The organism is Methylococcus sp. S1M, from assembly GCF_051295855.1.
GTDB lineage: Bacteria > Pseudomonadota > Gammaproteobacteria > Methylococcales > Methylococcaceae > Methylococcus > Methylococcus capsulatus.
Genome location: NZ_JBPDXO010000006.1, coordinates 201,139 through 222,304 on the forward strand (window position 1 = coordinate 201,139; position 21,166 = coordinate 222,304).

The 21,166-nt window shown below is 64.0% G+C and carries 18 protein-coding genes; 11 read left to right on the forward strand and 7 right to left on the reverse strand.

The genetic code is table 11. The annotated features are described in order from the left end of the window. The first annotated feature begins 2 nt into the window (after positions 1–2). Together ACSHWJ_RS12185 and ACSHWJ_RS12190 are read left to right on the forward strand one after the other, a co-directional pair. Positions 3–209, forward strand: a complete 207-nt coding sequence (locus ACSHWJ_RS12185; protein ID WP_010959956.1) for a heavy-metal-associated domain-containing protein — start codon at positions 3–5, stop codon at positions 207–209. A 211-nt stretch (positions 210–420) separates the two neighbouring features. Beyond that, positions 421–1,398, forward strand: a complete 978-nt coding sequence (locus ACSHWJ_RS12190) for a malate dehydrogenase (RefSeq protein WP_010959955.1) — start codon at positions 421–423, stop codon at positions 1,396–1,398. Between the two features lie 7 nt (positions 1,399–1,405). On the opposite strand, the gene ACSHWJ_RS12195 is transcribed toward ACSHWJ_RS12190, so the two are convergent. Continuing rightward, on the reverse strand, positions 1,406–3,304 hold the full coding sequence (locus ACSHWJ_RS12195) for an ATP-binding cassette domain-containing protein (RefSeq protein WP_218797342.1): 1,899 nt from the start codon (positions 3,302–3,304) through the stop codon (positions 1,406–1,408). A gap of 74 nt (positions 3,305–3,378) precedes the next feature. Between ACSHWJ_RS12195 and ACSHWJ_RS12200 the strand changes: the two genes are divergently transcribed. Further along, positions 3,379–3,852: an MEKHLA domain-containing protein gene (locus ACSHWJ_RS12200; protein WP_010959953.1), complete on the forward strand. Its 474-nt coding sequence runs from the start codon at positions 3,379–3,381 to the stop codon at positions 3,850–3,852. A 228-nt stretch (positions 3,853–4,080) separates the two neighbouring features. Here ACSHWJ_RS12200 and ACSHWJ_RS12205 read toward each other — a convergent pair whose 3' ends face one another. Beyond that, positions 4,081–5,715: an alpha-D-glucose phosphate-specific phosphoglucomutase gene (locus ACSHWJ_RS12205; protein ID WP_010959952.1), complete on the reverse strand. Its 1,635-nt coding sequence runs from the start codon at positions 5,713–5,715 to the stop codon at positions 4,081–4,083. A gap of 144 nt (positions 5,716–5,859) precedes the next feature. Between ACSHWJ_RS12205 and ACSHWJ_RS12210 the strand changes: the two genes are divergently transcribed. Next, on the forward strand, positions 5,860–6,417 hold the full coding sequence (locus tag ACSHWJ_RS12210) for a L,D-transpeptidase family protein (protein WP_143708449.1): 558 nt from the start codon (positions 5,860–5,862) through the stop codon (positions 6,415–6,417). Between the two features lie 139 nt (positions 6,418–6,556). Then, positions 6,557–6,835: an Lpp/OprI family alanine-zipper lipoprotein gene (locus ACSHWJ_RS12215; protein ID WP_026045896.1), complete on the forward strand. Its 279-nt coding sequence runs from the start codon at positions 6,557–6,559 to the stop codon at positions 6,833–6,835. Between the two features lie 102 nt (positions 6,836–6,937). On the opposite strand, the gene rsmA is transcribed toward ACSHWJ_RS12215, so the two are convergent. From rsmA to lptD, 4 genes are read right to left on the reverse strand one after another with little or no spacing between them, the layout of a single operon-like run. Beyond that, on the reverse strand, positions 6,938–7,711 hold the full coding sequence (gene rsmA / locus ACSHWJ_RS12220; RefSeq protein ID WP_218797341.1) for a 16S rRNA (adenine(1518)-N(6)/adenine(1519)-N(6))-dimethyltransferase RsmA: 774 nt from the start codon (positions 7,709–7,711) through the stop codon (positions 6,938–6,940). Then, entirely contained in the window at positions 7,708–8,700 is a 993-nt protein-coding gene (gene pdxA, locus ACSHWJ_RS12225) for a 4-hydroxythreonine-4-phosphate dehydrogenase PdxA (RefSeq protein WP_218797340.1), read from the reverse strand. The genes rsmA and pdxA overlap by 4 nt, the downstream gene beginning before the upstream one ends. Before the next feature lie 13 nt (positions 8,701–8,713). Beyond that, entirely contained in the window at positions 8,714–10,078 is a 1,365-nt protein-coding gene (locus ACSHWJ_RS12230) for a peptidylprolyl isomerase (protein WP_010959947.1), read from the reverse strand. Further along, positions 10,065–13,187: an LPS assembly protein LptD gene (gene lptD / locus ACSHWJ_RS12235; protein ID WP_256996579.1), complete on the reverse strand. Its 3,123-nt coding sequence runs from the start codon at positions 13,185–13,187 to the stop codon at positions 10,065–10,067. The genes ACSHWJ_RS12230 and lptD overlap by 14 nt, the downstream gene beginning before the upstream one ends. Positions 13,188–13,398: 211 nt before the next feature. On the opposite strand from lptD, the gene ACSHWJ_RS12240 reads away from it, so the two are divergent. The 5 genes from ACSHWJ_RS12240 to thrC all read left to right on the forward strand — a co-directional run bounded on the left by ACSHWJ_RS12240 (position 13,399) and on the right by thrC (position 18,965). Further along, the gene (locus ACSHWJ_RS12240; RefSeq protein ID WP_218797338.1) at positions 13,399–14,424 is read left to right on the forward strand and encodes an aminoglycoside phosphotransferase family protein; all 1,026 of its coding nucleotides are present in this window, start codon (positions 13,399–13,401) and stop codon (positions 14,422–14,424) included. Beyond that, complete coding sequence (gene murU / locus ACSHWJ_RS12245) at positions 14,421–15,119, forward strand: N-acetylmuramate alpha-1-phosphate uridylyltransferase MurU (protein ID WP_218797337.1); 699 nt, start codon at positions 14,421–14,423, stop codon at positions 15,117–15,119. The genes ACSHWJ_RS12240 and murU overlap by 4 nt, the downstream gene beginning before the upstream one ends. A 103-nt stretch (positions 15,120–15,222) precedes the next feature. Further along, on the forward strand, positions 15,223–16,407 hold the full coding sequence (gene alaC, locus ACSHWJ_RS12250; RefSeq protein WP_010959943.1) for an alanine transaminase: 1,185 nt from the start codon (positions 15,223–15,225) through the stop codon (positions 16,405–16,407). Positions 16,408–16,441: 34 nt separating this feature from the next. Continuing rightward, on the forward strand, positions 16,442–17,752 hold the full coding sequence (locus tag ACSHWJ_RS12255; protein ID WP_010959942.1) for a homoserine dehydrogenase: 1,311 nt from the start codon (positions 16,442–16,444) through the stop codon (positions 17,750–17,752). Positions 17,753–17,822: 70 nt separating this feature from the next. Continuing rightward, a complete protein-coding gene (gene thrC, locus ACSHWJ_RS12260) occupies positions 17,823–18,965 on the forward strand; it encodes a threonine synthase (RefSeq protein ID WP_432539816.1) in 1,143 nt (380 codons plus the stop codon). A 73-nt stretch (positions 18,966–19,038) separates the two neighbouring features. Here thrC and ACSHWJ_RS12265 read toward each other — a convergent pair whose 3' ends face one another. Beyond that, complete coding sequence (locus ACSHWJ_RS12265; protein WP_017365013.1) at positions 19,039–19,527, reverse strand: hypothetical protein; 489 nt, start codon at positions 19,525–19,527, stop codon at positions 19,039–19,041. A gap of 356 nt (positions 19,528–19,883) precedes the next feature. Here ACSHWJ_RS12265 and ACSHWJ_RS12270 point away from each other — a divergent pair, with 356 nt between their 5' ends. Then, positions 19,884–21,158, forward strand: coding sequence for an MFS transporter (locus ACSHWJ_RS12270; RefSeq protein ID WP_017365012.1), 1,275 nt, complete (start codon positions 19,884–19,886; stop codon positions 21,156–21,158). Positions 21,159–21,166 lie beyond the last annotated feature (8 nt).

A 21,166-nucleotide genomic window follows, 5' to 3' on the forward strand; every position in this document is an offset into this window, starting at 1 on the left:
CCATGGCTACCATCCAGCTTCAAGTTACGGGCATGAAATGCGGCGGCTGCGAAAACACCGTCGTCAAGACCGTGGCCGCGCTCGCCGGCGTCACCTCGGTCACGGCCTCGCACAAGGAAAACCGTGTCGATGTCGAATACGATCCAGACCGGATCGATCCCGATGCCATCCGCAAGGCGATTGCCGGCCAGGGATACACGGTCGCCTGAGCCATTCCGGCGCGGCGGCGAAACATGCGCCGGGAATATTGATTTTCAAGGCGGAATGCCTTCCAATAGCCGGCCACCGCGTGAACCTTGGCGGTACCTGTGCCTTCGCCGGACATCCATCCCGAGTGTCCGATCCGCATCGGCTACCCGTGCAGCAGGGCGACATTGAATGAGGGCGGCCCCCTAAGTACAGAATTCGGAAGGTGATGGAATGAAAACGCCGGTGCATGTCGCGGTCACGGGAGCCGCGGGACAGATCGCCTATTCCCTGCTGTTCCGGATCGCCGTGGGCGATCTGTTCGGGCCGCATCAGCCGGTCATCCTGAAACTGCTCGACGTTCCCTCGGCCGAGCGTGTCCTGGAGGGCGTGGCCATGGAGCTGGACGACTGCGCCTCGCCGCTCCTTCAAGAAATCGAGGTGTCCAGTGATCCCGCCGAGGTTTTCGACGGCGCCGAGGCCGTCTTCATGCTCGGCGCCACACCGCGCGGCCCCGGCATGGAAAGACGGGACCTGCTGCAGGTGAATGCGGACATCTTTTCGGCCCAGGGGCGCGCGCTGAACGAATCGGCCAGCCGCCGGGTGAAGATTCTGGTCGTGGGCAACCCGGCCAATACCAATGCCCTGATCGCGCAGCGCAACGCGCCGGACCTCGCCCCGGGATGCTTCTCCGCCATGACCCGGCTCGACCACAACCGGGCCACCAGCCTGCTGGCCAGACATTGCGGCTGCAACGTCGCGGAAATCTCCCGGGTCGTCATCTGGGGAAATCACTCGCCCACCCAATACCCCGATCTCCATCACGCCCGGGTCAAGGGCAAACCGGCGCTGTCCCTGGTGGATCCAGCCTGGTACGTGGAAACATTCATCCCCACGGTGCAGCAGCGGGGGGCATCGGTCATAGCGATCCGGGGCAAATCCAGTGCTGCATCGGCAGCCAACGCGGCGCTGGACCACATGCGGAGCTGGTTTCTGGGAACGCCGAAAGACGACTGGGTCAGCATGACCGTCAGCAGCGACGGCAGCTACGGAATCGCCGAAGGACTGATGTTCTCTTTCCCGGTCACCATCGAAAACGGCCGTTTCCGGATCGTGCAGGACCTGCCGCTCGATACCTTCAGCCGCGAACGGCTGCGGCTCACCGAGGTGGAACTTCTGGAGGAGCGCGCCATGGTGAGCCACCTCCTCTGAGGCGGACTCACGACGCTTCCGCCGCCCGCGCTTCCAGCGCCTCCCAGCGCCGATACCCTTCCTCCAAGGACGCCTGCAGGGTCTCCAGTTCCTGCAGAACCCGTTTGATTTCGGCGGCATCGCGGCGATAGAAATCCGGCTCGTTCACCCGGGCCGTCAGCTCCGCCTGCCGGCTTTCCCAGTTTTCGATCGCCGCCGGAAGACTCTCGAGCTCCCGCTGCTCCTTGTAGCTGAGGCGCGTGCGCGGACCGGCCGGCTTCGGCGCGGACGGTCTGACGGCAGCCGGCTGAGCCACCGGAGTCTGCTCGACCCCGGAGGGACGTTGGGCCAACCAGTCGGAATAACCGCCGACGTATTCGGCGACCACGCCATCGCCTTCGAACACCCAGACACTGGTCACCACGTTGTCCACGAATGCCCGGTCATGACTGACCAGGAGCACCGTGCCCTCGAACTCACCCAGCAGCTCTTCCAGCAGCTCCAGTGTTTCCAGGTCGAGGTCGTTGGTGGGCTCGTCCAGCACCAGGATGTTACAAGGCTGGCTGAACAGGCGGGCCAGCAGCACCCGGTTCTTCTCCCCGCCGGAGAGACTGCGCACGGGTGTGCGGGCGCGTTCCGGGGAAAACAGGAAATTGCCGAGGTAGGACATGACGTGGATCTGCTGGCCATTCAGGCTGATCCATTCTTTGCCGTCGCCCACCGCCTCGACGATGGTCTGGTCGGGATCGAGCTGGGCGCGCAACTGATCGAAATAAGCGACCTTGAGACGGGTGCCGGTCCTGACCGTTCCCGCATCGGGCTGCAGCTCCCCCAGCAGCAGCCTCAGCAGGGTCGACTTGCCGGCACCGTTCGGGCCGATGAGGCCCACCCGGTCGCCGCGCAGCACCAGAGCGGAAAAATCCTTGACCACCGGCACACCACCGAAGGCGATGGAGAGATGTTCGATCTCGAACACCAGCTTACCGCTGCGCTCGGCCTGTTCCAGCTCAAGCCTGGCGATACCCTGCCGCGAGCGGCGCTCTGCACGCTCGCTGCGCATCCGCTTCAGCGCCCGCACCCGGCCTTCGTTGCGGGTCCGCCTCGCCTTGATGCCCTGGCGGATCCATGCCTCCTCGATCGCCAGCTTGCGGTCGAACTCGGCATTGCGCTTCTCTTCTTCCTCCAGCGCCGCCGCCTTCTTCGCCAGGTAGTCCCGGTAATCACCGGGCCAGGAGGTCAGCTTGCCGCGGTCCAGATCGACGATGCGGGTGGCCACCCGCTGCAGGAAGGCGCGGTCATGGGTGATGAGCACGACGGCGCCGGCGAACTGGAGCAGCTGCTGCTCCAACCAGACGATGGTTTCGAGGTCGAGATGGTTGGTGGGCTCGTCCAAGAGCAGCAGATCCGGCTCGATGACCAGGGCGCGGGCCAGCGCGACCCGGCGTTGCCAGCCCCCGGACAACCCTTCGACCGGTTTTTCACCCGGCAGAGCGAGACGGCCGAGCACGAATTCCACCCGGCGGCGCAGACTCCAGCCATCTACGGCTTCCAGCGCCTGCTGCAAGACGCCGAGCCGGTCCAGACAAGAGGTGTCACCGTCCGCGAGCCGTTCGGACAGGTGGTGGTATTCGGCGATCCGCCGGCCGGTCTCGCCCAGACCGTCGGCCACGGCGTCGTAGATCGTCGCGGAGGCCGGCAGCGCCGGCATCTGCTCGAGGAAGCCGATCCGCAGCCCGGGCTGCTGCCAGACTTCGCCGCCGTCGGGCGTGAGCTGCCCCGCCAGGACTTTCAGCAGAGTCGACTTACCTTCGCCGTTGCGGCCGATGATACCGATCCGCTCGCCCGGATCGACCTGAAAATGGGCAGCTTCGAGCAGGGGTTTGACGCCGAAGGCGATACCGACATCCGAGAGTCGAACGAGAGGCATGACAGCGATTGTGCGAAGGAGGAAAGACCGCCTAGTATAACCGCCCACCATTCCGTCAGGAGGTTTCCGCCCCCATGCCCTTCTCCCGCCCCAGCGAAGACAATGCATTTCTGGCCGACCACATCGCTCTCCTGCGCCGCAGCTTCCGCCACTGCACCGGAAGGGATCTGGTGCCCGCCCGCATGACCGCCCCGGAAGCGGCGCGCTACTTGTTCCGGGCGCCACTGGCGCTGCTTTCGCATGACACCGCTCCTGATCCCATTTTCAACTACGCCAACGAGACGGCAATGGCGCTGTTCGGCCTGAATTGGGAGGAAATCACCGCCCTGCCTTCCCGGCTCTCCGCCGAGGCCGGTGATCAGGAAGGGCGGGAGGCGCTATTGGCGAGAGTGGAGGCGCAAGGCTATGTCGACGGCTATTCCGGCGTCCGGATCAGCCGTCAGGGACGCAGGTTCCGCATCCAGGATGCCGTGGTCTGGAACCTGCTCGACGAGCTGGGCGCCCCAGCCGGACAGGCGGCGATGTTCGAGCACTGGCAGTGGCTATAGACCTCGTTGTCAGCAAACGGATGCCTCGGCTCCCGTCAGGCCGTGCCGGGCATCGCGGCTTTTTTCGACGGGAATGAGCCGAAAGGGGGGCTTTCCGCAGCCCCCGGGGGCCTTCCCTTCGGTTATACCATGTCCCCGCGCGGCGTTTCGTCACCGGATCTCATGGATCGATCATTGTTTCGGAAACCGAAGCGGCCCTCCCGCCGCTTCGGCCTTTCGCCCTGCGAATCAGGTCATGACGCTGGGCTGGGCCATGCCCGTGCGCTTTTTGACCTGGCACAGATCCTCGGCGATCGCGATCAAGTCCGCCAGCGCCTCCTGGGTCGGCAGATTGTGCAGGTTCGGATCACGCTCGTAGCGCTCCATGTAAACGCGCAGGGTGGCGCCCTCGGTGCCGGTCCCCGAGAGGCGGAACACGATACGGGACGAATTGTCGAAGGCGATCCGGATACCCTGGTGCTCACTGACGCTGCCGTCGACCGGGTCGACGTAGCGGAAGTCGTCGGCCAGCGTCACCCGGTAGTCACCGAAGGCGCGGCCGGGAAGCTCGGCCAGCAGATCCTGCAGACGCCCCATGATCCCCTCGGCTACGGGCACCTCGATGCCTTCATAATCGTGCCGCGAATAATAATCACGCCCGAACCGGCGCCAGTGGTCGGCCACGATGGCGGCCACCGACTGCTTGCGCAGGGCGATCAGATTCAGCCAGAACAACACGGCCCACAGGCCGTCCTTTTCCCGGACGTGGTCGGAGCCGGTGCCGAAACTCTCCTCGCCGCACAACGTGATCCTGCGGGCATCGAGCAGATTGCCGAAAAACTTCCAGCCGGTCGGCGTCTCGTAGCACTCGATCCCCATCGCCGCCGCCACCCTGTCGACCGCGCGGCCGGTGGGCATGGACCGGGCCACGCCGCGCAAGCCATCCTTGTAACCCGGCACCAGATGGGCGTTGGCTGCGAGGATCGCCAGGCTGTCACTGGGCGTGACGAAACAGTTGGCACCCATGATCATGTTGCGGTCGCCGTCACCGTCGGAGGCAGCCCCCAGGGTCGGCGGCCGGCCGCTGTACATCACCGCCGCCAGCTCACGGGCGTGCACCAGGTTCGGATCGGGATGGCCGCCGCCGAAATCCTCCAGCGGCACGGCGTTGACCACCGATCCGGGCGCCGCGCTGAGCGTCTCTTCGAGGATGCGCTTCGCATAAGGGCCGGTGACCGCATGCATCGCATCGAAGCGCAGGGTCAGCGCGCCGGAGCGGAAACCCGAGCGGATCAACCCGAAATCGAACAGGTGCTCCATCAGCTCGGCATAATCGGCCACCGGATCGATGACTTCGATCTCCATGTCACCGATGCGGGAGCGGCCCGGGGTGTCGATGTCCAGATCAGGAGCGGACACGATGCGGTAGGCATCGATGACCCGGCTGCGCTGGTACACCCGGTCGGTGAAACTCTCCGGGGCGGGACCGCCGTTGGCGACGTTGAACTTGATGCCGAAGTCTTCCTCCGGACCGCCGGGATTGTGACTGGCCGACAGCACGAAACCGCCCAGTGCCCTGTGTTTACGGATTACGCAGGAGGCCGCCGGTGTCGACAGCAAGCCCCCCCGCCCCACCAGCACCCGCCCCACGCCATTGGCGGCCGCCATGCGCAGGATGATCTGGATCGCCTGGCGGTTGAAATAGCGGCCATCGCCCCCCACCACCAGGGTGGCGCCGTCTGCCGTTTCAACGGTATCGAATACCGACTGGACGAAATTTTCGAGATAGTTCCCCTGGAGAAAAACCTTCACCTTCTTGCGTAGGCCCGAGGTGCCCGGTTTCTGGTCCGGATAGGGCGTCGTTTTGCGGATTTCCACTGCCATCGTGATGTTTTTTTGACCTTTATAATTCGGAATTGTTGTTATTGCCGGCCGCCAAGGCATTCTCCGGGAACGCGAAACACATTTCGATTCCTGAGCTTTTTCGCTAGTATTCTACCGTCTGCTTCACAGAGGAGAACAGAAAAGGTGTTCAAGCGTTTTCATCCATCGATGCTTTTCCTGTTACTGTCATCGGCCGCCCCTGCGGCGCAGAGCGAAAATCCGGATCCCTGGCTGCTGGTGGAAACCAAGCCCCACGTCCTGAAGGTGATGCAGGGCGACACGCCGGTGGAGGTGTTCACCAAGATCGCCATCGGGCAGCACGGTGCGGGCGTGGACAAACGCCGCAACGACAACAAGACGCCGCTGGGCGAATACCGCATCGGCTGGATCAACGAAAACAGCAAGTTCCACCGTTTCTTCGGACTGACCTACCCGAATCCCGAGATCGCCAAGCGCGGCTTCATCCGCGGTCTCATCGACGAGCAGCTGGTGCGGCACATCCTCCGTGCCCATCTGGTGGAAGCGACTCCGCCTCAGGATACCCCACTGGGCGGACAGATCGGCATACACGGTGTCGGCGCCGGCAACCGGCAGGTGCACGAGATGTTCGACTGGACCCACGGCTGTGTCGCCCTGACCAACGAACAGATCGACCAGCTTACCCCATGGGTAAGAAAAGGCACCCTGGTAGTCATTCGTTGACACGAATGCAAGACCCGGAAAAACTCAAAAAACACTGGAAAGGCTCGCGATTTCGCGGCAAACTACGCCGCGGGATCACTCCCTCCGGAATGGATACTTGTGTAGTAAATTTCGTTCACCGCAAAAGAAGGAAAGCGACATGATGAAAGCAACCAAGTTCGCAGTGGTTCTGATGGCCGCCGGTCTGACCGTCGGGTGCGCTTCGAAGTCTGACATCACCAACCTGCAGACCCAGATCGACGGTCTGAAGGCCGAGCAGGCTTCCATCAAGAGCACGGCTGACGAGGCTCTTTCCGCTGCTCAGGCAGCTGAATCCAAGGCCGGTGCCGCAGAAGCCGCTGCTCGCCGTGCTGCAGCCGCAGCAGAAGAAACCAACAGCAAGCTGGACCGCATGTTCAAGAAGTCGATGATGAAATAATCATTGATGTCCTGAAGACATACGACCGAATAAAACCCCGGCGGCATCCGCTTCCGGGGTTTTGTCATGCCCGCAGGGAATGCGAGCGGATGGGTCGCGCCCTTACGGATTCAGCTGCCGGCTCAGGCCGACATAATCGGCCAACGACAACTCCTCGGCACGTGCGCCGGGATCGATTCCGGCACGGACCATCGCGGTTTCATCCAGTAATCCCTTGAGCGCATTCCGCAGCGTCTTCCGGCGCTGACCGAACGCCGCCACGACCACCGCAGACACCCGCTTCACCATTCCGGCATCCGGCGGAACCGCATGCGGCACCAGCCGCACCACCGCCGATACCACCTTGGGCTGGGGGTGAAAGCACTCGGGCCCCACATCGAACAAATGCTGCGCCTGGCAATAGAGCGCGGCCATGACGCTCAACCGCCCGTAATGGTCGTCACCCGCCCCCGCGCACAGGCGGTCGACCACTTCTTTCTGCAGCATGAAGTGCATGTCTTCGATCACGTCGATCTGGTCGAACAAATGGAACAGCAGCGGGGTGGAGATGTTGTAGGGCAGATTGCCCACGACCCGGAGTCTCGCCCCGGTGGCGATGGTCCGAAGATCGAACTTCATGGCATCGCCCTCGTGAATCCGCAGCCGTCCGACACCGGCAAACCGCCGTTTCAGTGCCGCGACCAGATCGCGGTCCAGCTCGATCGCCTCCAGGCAGGCACCGGACTGCAGCAGTTCGCGGGTCAGCACCCCTTCGCCAGGGCCGATCTCCACCAGCCGGTCCGACGGGGCGGGGCCGACGGCCGCGACGATCTCCTGGATGACGCCGGGATCACGCAGGAAATTCTGGCCGAAACGCTTGCGCGGGACGTGTCTCACGGCGGCTCCGTCGGGCGGCCCGTCGCCATTTCCATCGCGACCCGGACGGCCTCCTCCAGGCTGCCGGTGTCGATCTGGCCGGTACCGGCCCGGTCCAGCGCCGTGCCATGGTCCACCGAGGTGCGGATAATGGGGAGCCCCAGGGTGATGTTCACAGCCCGGCTGAATCCCGCATATTTGAGCACCGGCAGCCCCTGGTCGTGATACATCGCCAGCACCGCGTCGGCGCGATCGAGATTGTGAGGCAGAAACAGGGTGTCGGCCGGCAACGGCCCAGTCAGGTCCATCCCGTCCTGCCGCAGCCGCGCGAGCACCGGCTCGATCACGGTGATCTCCTCGCCTCCCAGATGTCCACCCTCGCCCGCATGCGGGTTGAGCCCACAGACCAGGATGCGCGGCCTCGAAAAACCGAAACGGCGGACCAGATCCTCGTGGAGGACCCCCAGCACCCCCGTCAGACGCTCGACGGTGATGGCCCGGCTCACCTCGGCCAAAGGCAGATGGGTGGTGGCCAGTGCCACCCGAAAACCTTCGGCCGCCAGCATCATCACCGGGCTGCCGCCGGTGATCCCGGCAATGAATTCGGTGTGACCGGTGAAGGCAATGCCGGCCTCATTGATGACCGACTTCTGCACCGGGGCCGTCACCAGCGCATCGTAATGCCCCGCCAGACAGGCTCGCGTCCCGTCGGCGATGGTTTCGAGCACGTAGGCGGCATTGGCCGGATCGAGCTTTCCGGGTGCGGTGCCCGGCCGCCGGCGGGTCGGCAGGACGTGCAGCACGCCCGGTTCATGCGGCGGCACGACATCGCCGGAGACGACCCGGCGCAGTTCGATGGGGACGCCGAGCAGGCGCGCCCGGCTTTCCAACAGATCGGGATCACCCAGCACAGTGATGCCGCAGGGGAACGGACGCCGGCTCAGCAGCACGCACAGGTCCGGACCGATACCGGCCGGCTCTCCGCTGGTCAGTAGCAAACGGGGAGGCATGAAAAACGCCGTTTCAACGCATGAAGGTTTCGGGCGAATCTTCACCGGCGGGCGCGTCTTCGCCCGGGGATGCCGGCGTCTCGTCGAGGCGGATTTCGACATAGGCCTCGTCGCGGATCTTCCGCAGCCACAGTTCCGTTTCCTCATCCACCTTGCGCTTGAACAGCTCATCGCGCGCCCGGTTTTTCAGCACCTCATTGGTGTCGCTCGACTCCTGCCGCTCAAGCACCTGGATCAGATGCCAGCCGAACTGGGTCTGGACAGGATCACTGAGCTGGTTTTCGTCCAGCGCGTTCATCGCCTCCTCGAACGGCGGCACCAGGGCGCCCGGCTTGACCCACCCCAGATCGCCGCCCTTGATCGCCGAGCCCTTGTCGTCGGAGTGGCCGCGCGCCAGCTCCGCGAAGTCGTCACCGTTCTCGATCCGGGTCTTCAGGGCCAGCAGTTTGTTCTTGGCATCCTCGTCCGACAGCACTTCGTTCGGCCTGATCAGGATGTGCCGGACGTGGGTCTTGGTCAGCTTGGCCTCGCCCACGCCCCGCATCGCCAACATCTTGACGATGTGGTAACCACCGGGACTGCGGATGGGATCGCTCACCTCACCGTCCTTCATGCCGCCCACCACCTCGGCGATATGGCTGGGAATCTCGCTGAGCTTGCGCCAGCCGAGATCGCCGCCTTCCAGCGCCTGCGGATCGTCCGAGTAGCGGATCGAAGCATCCTTGAAATCGAGGCCGGCCTTCAATTCCTTGACGACCCTGTCGGCCCGCTCCCTGGCTTTCTTGACCTCGTCCGGTGACGCTTCGCGCGGGGTGGCGATGAGAATGTGGCCCAGCCGATATTCGCGGTCCGCAACCGCCCCCGAACCGCCCTGAGCCTCCAGGTAATGCTCGACCTCCCGGTCGCTGATCTTGATCTGGTTGTTGATCTGGCTGGCGCGGAGCCGGCCCATGGCGATTTCGCTCCGCACCTGATCCAGGAAGTCGCCGTAATCGATGCCCTCCCGGGCGAGGGAACGGCGGAACTGATCGGGCGTGAGGTTGTTGCGCTGGGCGATCTGGCTCACCGCCATGCGCAAGGTATCGTCGTCCACCTGGATACCCATCTTTTCGGCCATCTGGATCTGGATCTTGTCGACGATCATGCGCTCGAGCACCTGCCGGACCAGGACCGAATCCGGCGGCAGGGAAGCGCGGCTGGCGCGGAGACTGCGTTTGATCTCGTCGACCTTGCGGACCAGCTCGCTCTCCAGGATGACACCGTCGTCCACCACGGCCACGATACGGTCGACGGCGGCATCCGCCATCGACCAGCAAACCACGGCAAACAGGGCGAGGGCGCCCAGCCACCGCCCTTTTCTGAAACTAGAAATCTTCATTCGGCATCCGGTAACCGTTGATGGCGCGATACAGGAAGCGGTCGACCTGATCACCCAGGCGGGTCAAACCCTTGAGTTCCATCTGGACGAAAATCGCGGTATTGGTCGTGGGAGCGTTGGATTGATTGACGCCGTTGAGATATTCACGGCCCAGCACCGTAAAGCGCCAGCAACAGGTTTCATGTTCGAGCCCGACCAGACTCTCGAGCGTCCGATTGTAGAGCAGCGAATACTGCCAGCGGCCGATCACATGCCAGTCCTTCAAGAAGGGGATACGGAAGGATATGTCCGTATTGTTGAGGGCCGTCGTGTTCTGACCTATCGTGGCTGCCTGTTCGATGGCCGGCTGGTTGGGAAGCGGCTCACGGTAACGGTAGCTCAGATTCATCAGGTTGTTCTGCCGGTCGTTGTATTGCAAGCCGACCGAACCGCGCTCGAAGCGGCCGGTATAAGGCGAGAGCTGGGCCTCCCCGCCGAGGAAGAAGGCCTCCGTCAGCCGGGTATCGACTTTCCCGATGACGTTGGCGTAACTCTTGTTGTAGTTTCCGTAGACGAACTGTCCCTGATCCGGCCCCAACACCACTCCCAGCGGGTTGGCACCGTAAGGATTGACCAGCGTCACCGAAGGGTCGGTGATGAAAAATACCTTGCCCAGACTCGCCGTCAGGCGCTCCCAGCCGGTGTCGCGGTCGATGAAACGGGAAGTCAGACCGAGTGTCACCTGATTCATGTCCGCCAGGCGGTCGGCGCCTGCGAAACGGTTGGTACGGAACAGCTGGTAATACGTGAAGTCGTAGTAATTACTGTCGAAGATCGGATAGTCGTTCTGGTTGATCTTCGGCACATAGGTGTAGAACACGCGGGGTTCGAGCGTCTGCCGCAACGAGGCGGATCCCAGCTCGAAATCCCGGTCGAAAACCAGACCGCTGTCCACCGAGAAGATGGGAGCGACGCGATTCAGGCTGCTGCCAGTCCCCGCCGCCTGGTTCTGCAGCATATAGGTCGTGTTCTGCAAAGCGACGCTGGGAACGAGGAAACTGCCCGGGGACTGGATGGGATAGGAGATTTGCGGACGGATGTTCAGGCGCTGACCTTTGACGTTGTTGCCGCCATGACCGAAATTCACGACCTCTGCATTGGCCTGGAATCGGAACCCGGAATCGCCGATCTGCTCGTTGTAATTTCCCCGAAGGCTCGGCAGACGGTAATACGGGGTCTGTTCGGTAGGAATCGAGGGATCGATGTTCTGGTAATAGTCGCCCAGCAGCCGGACCGACCCGTTCGAATACGTGTAATCGGCATACGCTTGACTCTGGACGAAGGTATTAGAGACCAGCCCCAGCGTATTGTTCAGCTGGTTCAGATACTTGCTGTCGGAAACATAGTTCAAATCGACCAGGGTGAAGAGACTGTCGGTCCACCGCCCCATGGCATCGAAGCCGGCCTGGCCGCGGGTCGTTTTCGTCTGACTGTCTTCCGGGATGACTTCCCCCAACAGACGGATGCGCTGGTGCTCCGTCAGCCAGCGGAAGTCCCCGCCGAACAGCGGCCCGCGACTGGTCATCTCCCGCGCCTGCAGCGTCAGATCGTAATCGGGCGCGAGATTGAAATAGTATGGGACCGAGAGGTTGAAACCGTTGACCTTCGACTGGCCGAAGGTCGGTGACAGAAATCCCGATTGCCGACGGTCGTCCACCGGGAAATCCATGTAAGGGGTATAGAATATCGGCACCCCCTTGAACTCCATCCAGGCATGGCTGGCATCCCCCCGCCCTGTCTCCTTGTCGATCGTGACTTCGTCGGCGTGCAGCATCCAGTCCGTATTGCCCGGCGGGCAGGTGGTATAGGTGGCGGTCTCATAGTGCGAATGGGTATCGCTGTCCATGTGCGCAACCCGGGCGACGCCGCGCGAAGGCATGGTCTCGACGATGAACTGACTGTTGCGCAGCACGCCCTTGTCTTCTTCCATCCGCATGAAGGCAGTGTCGCTCGCAAAGGCCAGTCCTTTTTCACGGTAGAACACACTGCCGCGGGCGTTCACGGTGTCGGCCTCGGTGTTGAGACTCAGGAAATCGCCCTTGACATGCTGGTCGTAACGTGTCACCTCAGCGTCGCCCGTGAAGGTCGCAACCTCCTGGTCGTCCATTTCGCCGTAATTGCCATGGACTTCCACCGGTGCCCGTTTACGGGCGAGCCGGTCTTTCGAGGTGAGAAGGAAATCCTTGGCGGCATCGGATTCGCGTTTTCCGCGGGCGCAGGTTCCCGCCCACGGGTTGCTCGGCATCATACCGAGCAGGCGGTCGAAGCGTTGTTCGTCGTATTCCGTGATCGTCGCCGCCTGAGCCCAGTCCTCGGGAGGCTCGCCCGCGGCACCAACCGGCCGCGCCACCCCCCGGGGGTCCGGTCCCACCAGGTTGCAGTCCCAGCTCCTGCTCTCCTTTTGAGGTTTGCAGGTCCAACCGGCCGGTGCGCCCGGAGCATGAGCGGCGACGGACTGGGGCGAGGCGGCCTCCTTACGCACCGACACGGTACCGGAGGGGACGAAACGCGAAGCGGCCAGCGGCGTCTCCGGACGGGGCGCCCTGGCCGGAGGCGTCCCACCCGGCTCACCGGCGGATCCGCCTTCAGCGACCTGGGGCGCCGCTGTCGATTCCGCCTTTTCGGACTCCGCCGACTCGCTTTCCTCGTCCTCCTCGTCCTCGGTGGGACCGCCCGCCATCGTAGAGAGCGATGGCGACGCGGCGGAAGGTACCGGCGGTGGCGGCCTGAGCCCGGTTCCGGCCACCGGCGCCGCCCCGGTCGGCGGAGAGACGGCGGTCGAAGGCGCGGCACGGTTGGACTGCGACAAAGCGGTCTCCCCCAGCGCCGTCGGCGGAGCCTTCGGCCCCGGGGCGGCGGGTGTGTCCGCACCTCCGTCCTTTCGCTTGGCTACGCACTCCCATTGCTTGTCGTCGGTGCTGCGGGCGCAATTCCAGTTGCCCACCGCGACGGCCGGTTGCTGCCAGCTTGCCGCCAGCGCCAGGAACACCGCGGTGCGCAGCGGGGCGGCCGCATGGGCGGCAGTGGGCGGGCCTTCCATGTCGGCGGAAGCCGGTCCCGGCCCGCGCACGATCAAACCGTCACTCCAGTGACGGAGCCGGACCAGAAGGCATGAACGACGACGGAGAACCACCGGATCATGGATGCGGAAAAAGCGGGGGAGAGATGGTCCAGGAAATGCTTGTATCCAGCTCGACGGAACGGACAGCCATGCGACGCGCAAATCCTATATCATTAAGAACCATGAAAAATCGGATCATTGTAACCCAAGGTTTGCACATTTGATTAACTCTTCCGGCATTGCCACCGACGACCGTTCCGAAACGCTTCTGCACTGGCTTCCCACCGTCCTGGGCCGTATTCCCGACGACGTCCGGCCGATCTCGGGAGACGCCAGTTTTCGCCGTTATTTCCGGGTCAGCACCGGCGAGTCCAGTCTCATCGCGATGGACGCGCCGCCGGGCAGGGAAAAGCTCCGTCCTTTCATTCACGCCGCCGGGCTGCTGGAAAAAGCCGGGGTCAACGTTCCCCGCATCTTTGCCGTCGACGAGACGCGAGGCTTCCTGCTGATGTCCGATTTCGGCGACGTCAGCTACCTGCAGCAGCTGGCAGCGGGGGACACCGAAGCCCTCTACGCCGATGCGCTGGAAGCGCTGGTAAGGATGCAACGCGGAATCGACGCCGCCGGCTGTGGCCTGCCTGCCTACGACGAGACTCTGCTCCAGCGGGAACTGGAACTTTTCCCCATATGGTTCCTCGCGGGACTGCTGGGACTGGAACTGAACGCGGCGGAGGAGTCGCTGTACCGGCGACTCTCCCTGAACCTCACGGAATCGGCCCTGCAGCAGCCTGCCGTCGTGGTCCACCGCGACTTCCATTCCCGCAACCTCATGGTCACCGGCGAACGCAATCCCGGTGTACTCGACTTCCAGGACGCCGTCGTGGGCCCTGTCACCTACGACCTCGTGTCCCTGCTCCGGGACTGCTACATCGCCTGGCCCGAGGCCCGCGTCAGACGCTGGCTGGACGACTACCGGCAACGCTTCGCCGAGGGCGGAGCACACGCCGAGACCGACGGCGAAACCTTCCAGCGCTGGTTCGACTTGATGGGCCTGCAGCGCCATCTCAAGGCCATAGGCATCTTCGCCCGGCTGCATCTGCGCGACGGCAAGAGCGGCTACCTGCCGGACATTCCACGAACCCTCCGCTACGTCCTGGACGTCGCCGGCAGATACCCGGAGACGGCCGAGTTCCGCCGTTTTCTCGACGTCCGGGTCTGCCCGTTCCTGAACGAGGCCGCCGCATGAAAGCCATGATCCTCGCAGCGGGCCGCGGCGAGCGCCTGCGCCCCTTGACCGACCATACCCCGAAACCGCTCCTGCCCGCAGGCGGCCGCCCGCTGATCGAACATACCTTGGAAGCGCTGGTGCGGGCCGGATTCAAGGATATCGTCGTCAACCTCGCCCATCTCGGCTGGCAGATCCGCGAGCGGTTGGGCGACGGCGCGCGTTTCGGCGCCCGCATCCGCTATTCCGACGAAGGCGACCATGCGCTGGAAACCGCCGGTGGCATCCGCCAGGCCCTGGCGCTGCTCGGCCCGGCGCCGTTCATCGTCGTCAACGGCGACATCGGCACGGATTACGACTTCGCCCGCCTGCGCCGCGCACCGAGCGGCGACGCCCATCTCGTGCTGGTACCCAACCCGCCCCATCATCCGCAAGGCGATTTCGTACTGACGGAAGAGCAGGTGACACCTCCTGGCGACGGCGCCCGCACCTGGACGTTCGCCGGGATCGGTCTGTACCGCACGGAACTGTTCGCTTCGCTTCCGCCGGGCCGGGCCCCGCTGGCACCGCTGCTCAGACAGGCCATGGACGCCGGCCGTGTCAGCGGCGAGCTGCACCCGGGCTTCTGGCTCGACATCGGCACGGTGGAGCGGCTCAAAAGCTACGACCGCTGGCTCCACGAACGACGACCGGCACAGTCCGTGCTGGCCGTTTGACATGTGCAGCCCCGATCGGTAACGTTGAGTGTTTTTTCCGGATTCCAGATCGGCTTGCCACAACCGGTCCCGATTCGAGGCACACCCCCAGCCAGGCCCCAGGATGGAAGAATTTCAGCGTATCAAACGCCTGCCCCCCTATGTCTTCAACATCGTCAACGAGCTCAAGGCGAAGGAACGGGCGCAGGGCAAAGACGTCATCGATTTCGGCATGGGCAATCCGGACCAGCCCACGCCGCAGCACATCGTCGACAAACTGATCGAATCTTCGCGTAAAGGCACCAACCACCGTTATTCGGTATCCAAAGGCATTCCCCGTCTGCGGCGCGCCATCTGCCACTGGTACCTGAACCGCTACGGCGTCGAACTCGACCCGGACTCCCAGGCCATCGTGACGATCGGCTCGAAGGAAGGCCTGGCGCATCTGGCGCTCGCCACAGTGGGCCCGGGCGATGCCGTACTGGTGCCGAACCCGGCCTACCCGATCCACCCTTACGGCTTCGTCCTGGCCGGCGCCGACGTCCGCCACGTCCCCCTGTTGCCGGGCGTCGATTTCTTTGCGGAACTGGAAATGGCGATCAAGACTTCCTGGCCCAAGCCCAAGATGCTGGTCCTGAATTTCCCGGCCAATCCCACGGCGCAATGCGTGGATCTGGAATTTTTCGAGAAGGTCGTGGAAATCGCCCGCGAGTACAAGATCTGGGTGGTGCACGACCTGGCATATGCCGATCTGGTGTTCGATGGCTATGTCGCCCCTTCGATCCTGCAGGTACCGGGTGCGGAGGACATCGCCGTGGAGTTCTTCACGCTGTCCAAGAGCTATAACATGCCCGGCTGGCGGGTGGGCTTCATGTGCGGCAACCGCGAGCTGGTCTCGGCCTTGGGACGCATCAAGTCCTACCTGGACTACGGTACTTTCACGCCGATCCAGGTGGCCGCGATCACGGCCCTGGAAGGTCCGCAGGACTGTGTGGAGAACATCCGGCTGATGTACCAGAACCGCCGCGACGTCCTGTGCAAGGGCCTCAATGACATCGGCTGGCCGGTAGAGAAACCCAAGGGGACCATGTTCGTCTGGGCCAGGATTCCCGAACGGTACCAGAGCCTGGGGTCGCTGGAATTCGCCAAGAAGATGCTGCTCGACGCCCATGTCGCGGTTTCTCCCGGCATCGGCTTCGGCGAATTCGGCGACGACCACGTGCGCTTCGGACTGATCGAAAACGAGCACCGCACCCGCCAGGCCATCCGCGGCGTCCGCGATATGATGCGCAAGGACAACGCCGTATAATCCCTGCCTTTTCCCAAGTCTTGAGGAACGCAGCTTGAACCCGGTAAAAATCGGCATCCTCGGCCTCGGCACGGTCGGCGGCGGCACGGTCAACGTGTTGCGGCGCAATGCCGACGAAATCACCCGCCGCGCCGGCCGCGAGATCCAGGTCTGCCGCGCCTCGACCCGCGACCTGACGCGCTCCCGCATCTGCGACACCACCGGCATCGCCCTGACCGACGATCCCTACGAGATCGTCTCCGACCCCGACATCCAGATCGTGGTCGAGACCATCGGCGGCGAGACGCCGGCGCGGGATCTGGTCATGAAGGCGCTGGCAAACGGCAAGCACGTCGTCACTGCCAACAAGATGCTGATCGCCCTGCACGGCAACGAAATCTTCGCCGCCGCCCGCGAACGCGGCCTGATGGTCGCCTTCGAAGCCGCCGTGGCCGGGGGCATCCCCATCATCAAGACCATCCGCGAGGGACTGGCGGGCAACAAGGTCGAATGGCTGGCCGGCATCATCAACGGCACCAGCAACTTCATCCTCACCGAGATGTGGGAAAAGGGCCGCGACTTCGCCGACGTCCTGCAGGAAGCCCAGCGGCTGGGCTACGCCGAAGCCGATCCGACCTTCGACATCGAGGGGGTGGACGCCGCCCACAAGCTCACCATCCTGGCATCGATCGCCTTCGGCATCCCGCTGCAGTTCGGCAAGGTCTACATCGAGGGCATCACCGGCATCACCGCGGCCGACGTCAAATACGCCGAGGCACTGGGTTACCGCATCAAACTGCTCGGGATCGCCCGCCGCACCCCCAAGGGCATCGAACTGCGGGTCCACCCCACCTTGATTCCGGCGCGCCGGCTGATCGCCAACGTCAACGGTGTGATGAACGCCGTACTGATCAAGGGCGACGCCGTGGGGCCCACCCTGCACTACGGCGCGGGCGCCGGGGCCGAACCGACCGCCTCCGCGGTGGTCGCCGATATCGTCGACGTGGTCCGCACCCTGACCTCCGATCCCGAAAACCGGGTGCCACACTTGGCCTTCCAGCCCGCCGCGATCTCCGAGATCCCGATCCTGCCGATCGAAGCGATCGAGACCGCCTATTACCTGCGGCTCTCTGCCGAGGACAAGCCCGGGGTGCTGGCCGACGTGACCCGCATCCTCGCCGCCCACCACATCAGCATCGAAGCCGTGCTGCAGAAGGAGATGCCGGAGGGCGAGAGCCATCTGCCAGTGATCATGCTGACGCAGAAGGTCACCGAGCGCGAACTTAACGCCGCCGTGCGGGAAATCGAGGCGCTACCGACGATCAAGGGCGCGGTCAAACGCATCCGGCTCGAAACGCTGGGTTGACGATCACCCCGACCCGCTCGCGGGAGAGGGGGACAAAGAAACGCTTCGCGTTGTTTCACGTTGAGAAACCATGACCATGACGACACGCTACACCGGCCTCATCGAACGCTACCGAGACCGCCTCCCGGTCAGTGCGGAGACCCGCATCATCAGTCTGGGTGAAGGCGACACCCCGTTGATCCGTCTGGAAAACATCCCCCGCCTGCTGGGCAGGCGCGTCGAGCTCTACGTGAAGTACGAGGGGCTCAACCCGACCGGCTCGTTCAAGGACCGTGGCATGACCATGGCCGTGACCCGGGCGGTCGAGGAAGGCAGCCGCGCCATCATCTGCGCATCCACCGGCAACACCAGCGCCGCCGCCGCCGCCTATGCCGCCCGCGCCGGCATCACCGCCTTCGTACTGATCCCGGACGGCAAGATCGCCATGGGCAAGCTGGCCCAGGCCATGATGTACGGTTCGGTGGTGATCCAGATCAAGGGCAATTTCGACGACGGCATGCGGCTGGTCAAGGAAGTGGCCGGGGAAGCGCCCGTCACCATCGTCAACTCGATCAATCCCTACCGGCTGCAGGGCCAGAAGACCGCGGCCTTCGAGATCGTCGACGAACTCGGCCGGGCCCCGGACTACCACTGCCTGCCGGTCGGCAACGCCGGCAACATCACGGCGCATTGGATCGGCTACAGCGAATACGCCTGCGGCGGGCGCGACTGCGTGACCGAGGCCTGCGCGTTCTGCAACGGCGAATGCCGCTTCGTGAGCGGCGGGCCGGTCTCGACCAGCCGGCCGAAGATGGTCGGCTATCAGGCCAGCGGCTCGGCGCCGTTCCTGCGCGGCCACATGGTGGACCATCCGGAGACGGTGGCAACCGCCATCCGCATCGGCCATCCGCAAAGCTGGGAGCAGGCCTGGCAGGTCAGCCGCGAATCCGGCGGCTGGTTCGACGAATGCAGCGACGAGGAAATCCTGGCCGCCCAGAAGCTGCTGACCGAACGCGAAGGCGTCTTCTGCGAGCCGGCCTCGGCGACTTCCCTGGCCGGCGCCCTGCGCGACATCCGGAGCGGCAAGATCCCCGAAGGCAGCACCGTGGTGCTGACCTTGACGGGCAACGGCCTCAAGGACCCCGATACCGCCATCGCCCAGTGCACCCAGAAGCCCGTCACCATCGAAGCCGAGCTGGACTCGGTCAAGCGCGCCATTCTCGGCACCCTCTGAATGGGCAAAACGCCGCTGACCCGACCGACGCCCAGCGCGAAGGGCCGGACCAGCGGCGTCTCGCGGCAGTCCTTCAGGGAATTTCGAACGCCCGTTCATCCTCCGACACGCCGGATCCCTGAAAAAACTCCGGACCGAGTTCGGAAACGGGTGCGCCCTTGCAGCGGAAATTCGCGATGAGCTTGCCGCCCTTGTCGACGACGACGCCATCCTTTTTCCAGCCTCTGCCGCTGCCGGTATAGACCACATAGTCGTACTGGCCCTTGCTGAAGCGCAGAAAGGCGCCACCGCCCCCGGAATACATCAGGGTTGCGCCTTTGGCGGCAGCCGCCGGATGAGCGGCCGGCTCGGGCAGCCTGATTTCCGGATGGCCTTCCGGGCCGAACCGGTACTGGATGGAACCCGCCGTCGGCGACAGCTCCTTCGAGGCGCAAACCGACACGGTCTTCTCGCCCACACTGCAGGAGAACACCGTTTTCTCCTCGGCGGTGCAGTGGCTGGGCGCTGCGCGTGAAACAGCCGGAACCAGGCCGAGCGCCAATAAAGCCACGATTCTTTTCATTCGAACCTCCTTACGAGCCGGAAAGCCGATCTTACTCCAAGACCGCAGCGTCCTTCCTCTGCCTCATTTCGAGGCACAGTGTTCCGCAATGGCGCCCGAATCATTCGAAAACATCTCGCCATCCCTCTTCCCATGATCTCTTCGTTCAATTTTATCAATACGTTAAGCGCAAATACCTGCGTATGGCACAGGTAGTGCTTCACTCGTATTGAAACCTGCGCCAACGGCGGCGCGGCACCAGGACAAAGGCGTCTTGGGCTTTTGCGGAATGCCCTCCGCGAAGCCCGGACGCTTTTTTTTGCGTCAAGACTTACCCCGATGCGGCACCGCAAGGCCGAAAACCCGGAGCAACCGTCATGAACCTAAAAGAATTCAAGCAGGCCGGACATTGGCCGACCCTGCTCTCCGCCTTTCTCTATTTCGACGTGTCCTTCATGGTCTGGGTGATGCTCGGACCGCTTTCCCTCTATATCACCAAGGACCTGACGCTGCCGCTCGAAGAGAAGTTCACCATCGTCGCCATACCCATCCTCTCCGGCGCGGTGTTCCGCATCATCCTGGGCTCCATGGCCGACCATGTCGGCCCCAAGCCGACCGGCATCCTGGCCCAGCTGCTGGTGATCCTGGGCCTCGCCTATGTGTTCGGGTTCGGTCTGCACTCCAAGCTGGAAGTGGAGCTGCTCGGCCTGCTGCTGGGCGTGGCCGGCGCCAGCTTCGCCGTGGCCCTGCCGCAGGCCAGCCGCTGGTATCCGCCCAAGTTCCAGGGGGTGGTGATGGGCATCGCCGGGGCCGGCAACATGGGCGTGGTGCTCGACTCCATGATCGTGCCATGGCTGGCCGAGAAGTTCGGCTGGCAGGCGGTGTTCGGCTTCCTGCTCATTCCCTTGGTGATCGTCCTGACCGTCTACGCGGTGCTGGTGAAGGATGCCCCGGACAAGCGGACGCCGGTCACCCTGGCGAACTATGCCGCGGTCATGAAAGACCCGGACGCCTGGTGGTTCATGTTCTTCTACTCCATCACCTTCGGAGGCTTCGTCGGTCTCGGCAACGCCCTGCCGCTGTACTTCACCCACTGGTATCACGTCTCCGGCATCGCGGCCGGCATGATGGTCGCCATCGTGGTGTTCGCCGGCTCGATGTTCCGTCCGGTCGGTGGCTATCTCGCCGACCGCATCGGCGGCATCCGCGCCCTCCAGATCCTGTTCGTGGTGGTGTCGCTGGCTTACCTGGCGATCTCGTTCATGCCCGAAGGCCCGGCACCTGAAGCGCTGGGCACCGCCAAGGTGGCCGGCTGGGGCTTGGGGGAACTGCCGGCACAAGGCTGGGGAGCGGTCGCCGTCTTCTTCGCCGGTACCCTGGCGCTGGGAATGGGCAACGGCTCGGTGTTCCAACTGGTGCCGCTGCGCTTCCGCAAGGAAATCGGGGTGGTCACCGGCCTGGTCGGCTGCGCCGGCGGCGTGGGCGGCTTCTTCCTGGCGAAAACCCTCGGCCTGTCATGGGAAATACAGCACGGCTTCGCACTCGGATTCAGCGTATTCGCCGTCCTTCCGCTGCTCGGCCTGGGCGGGCTGATGCTGGTGAGGAAACGCTGGCGCACGACCTGGGGCGCGGTTTCCGGGGCGCGGGTCTGACCGCGGGC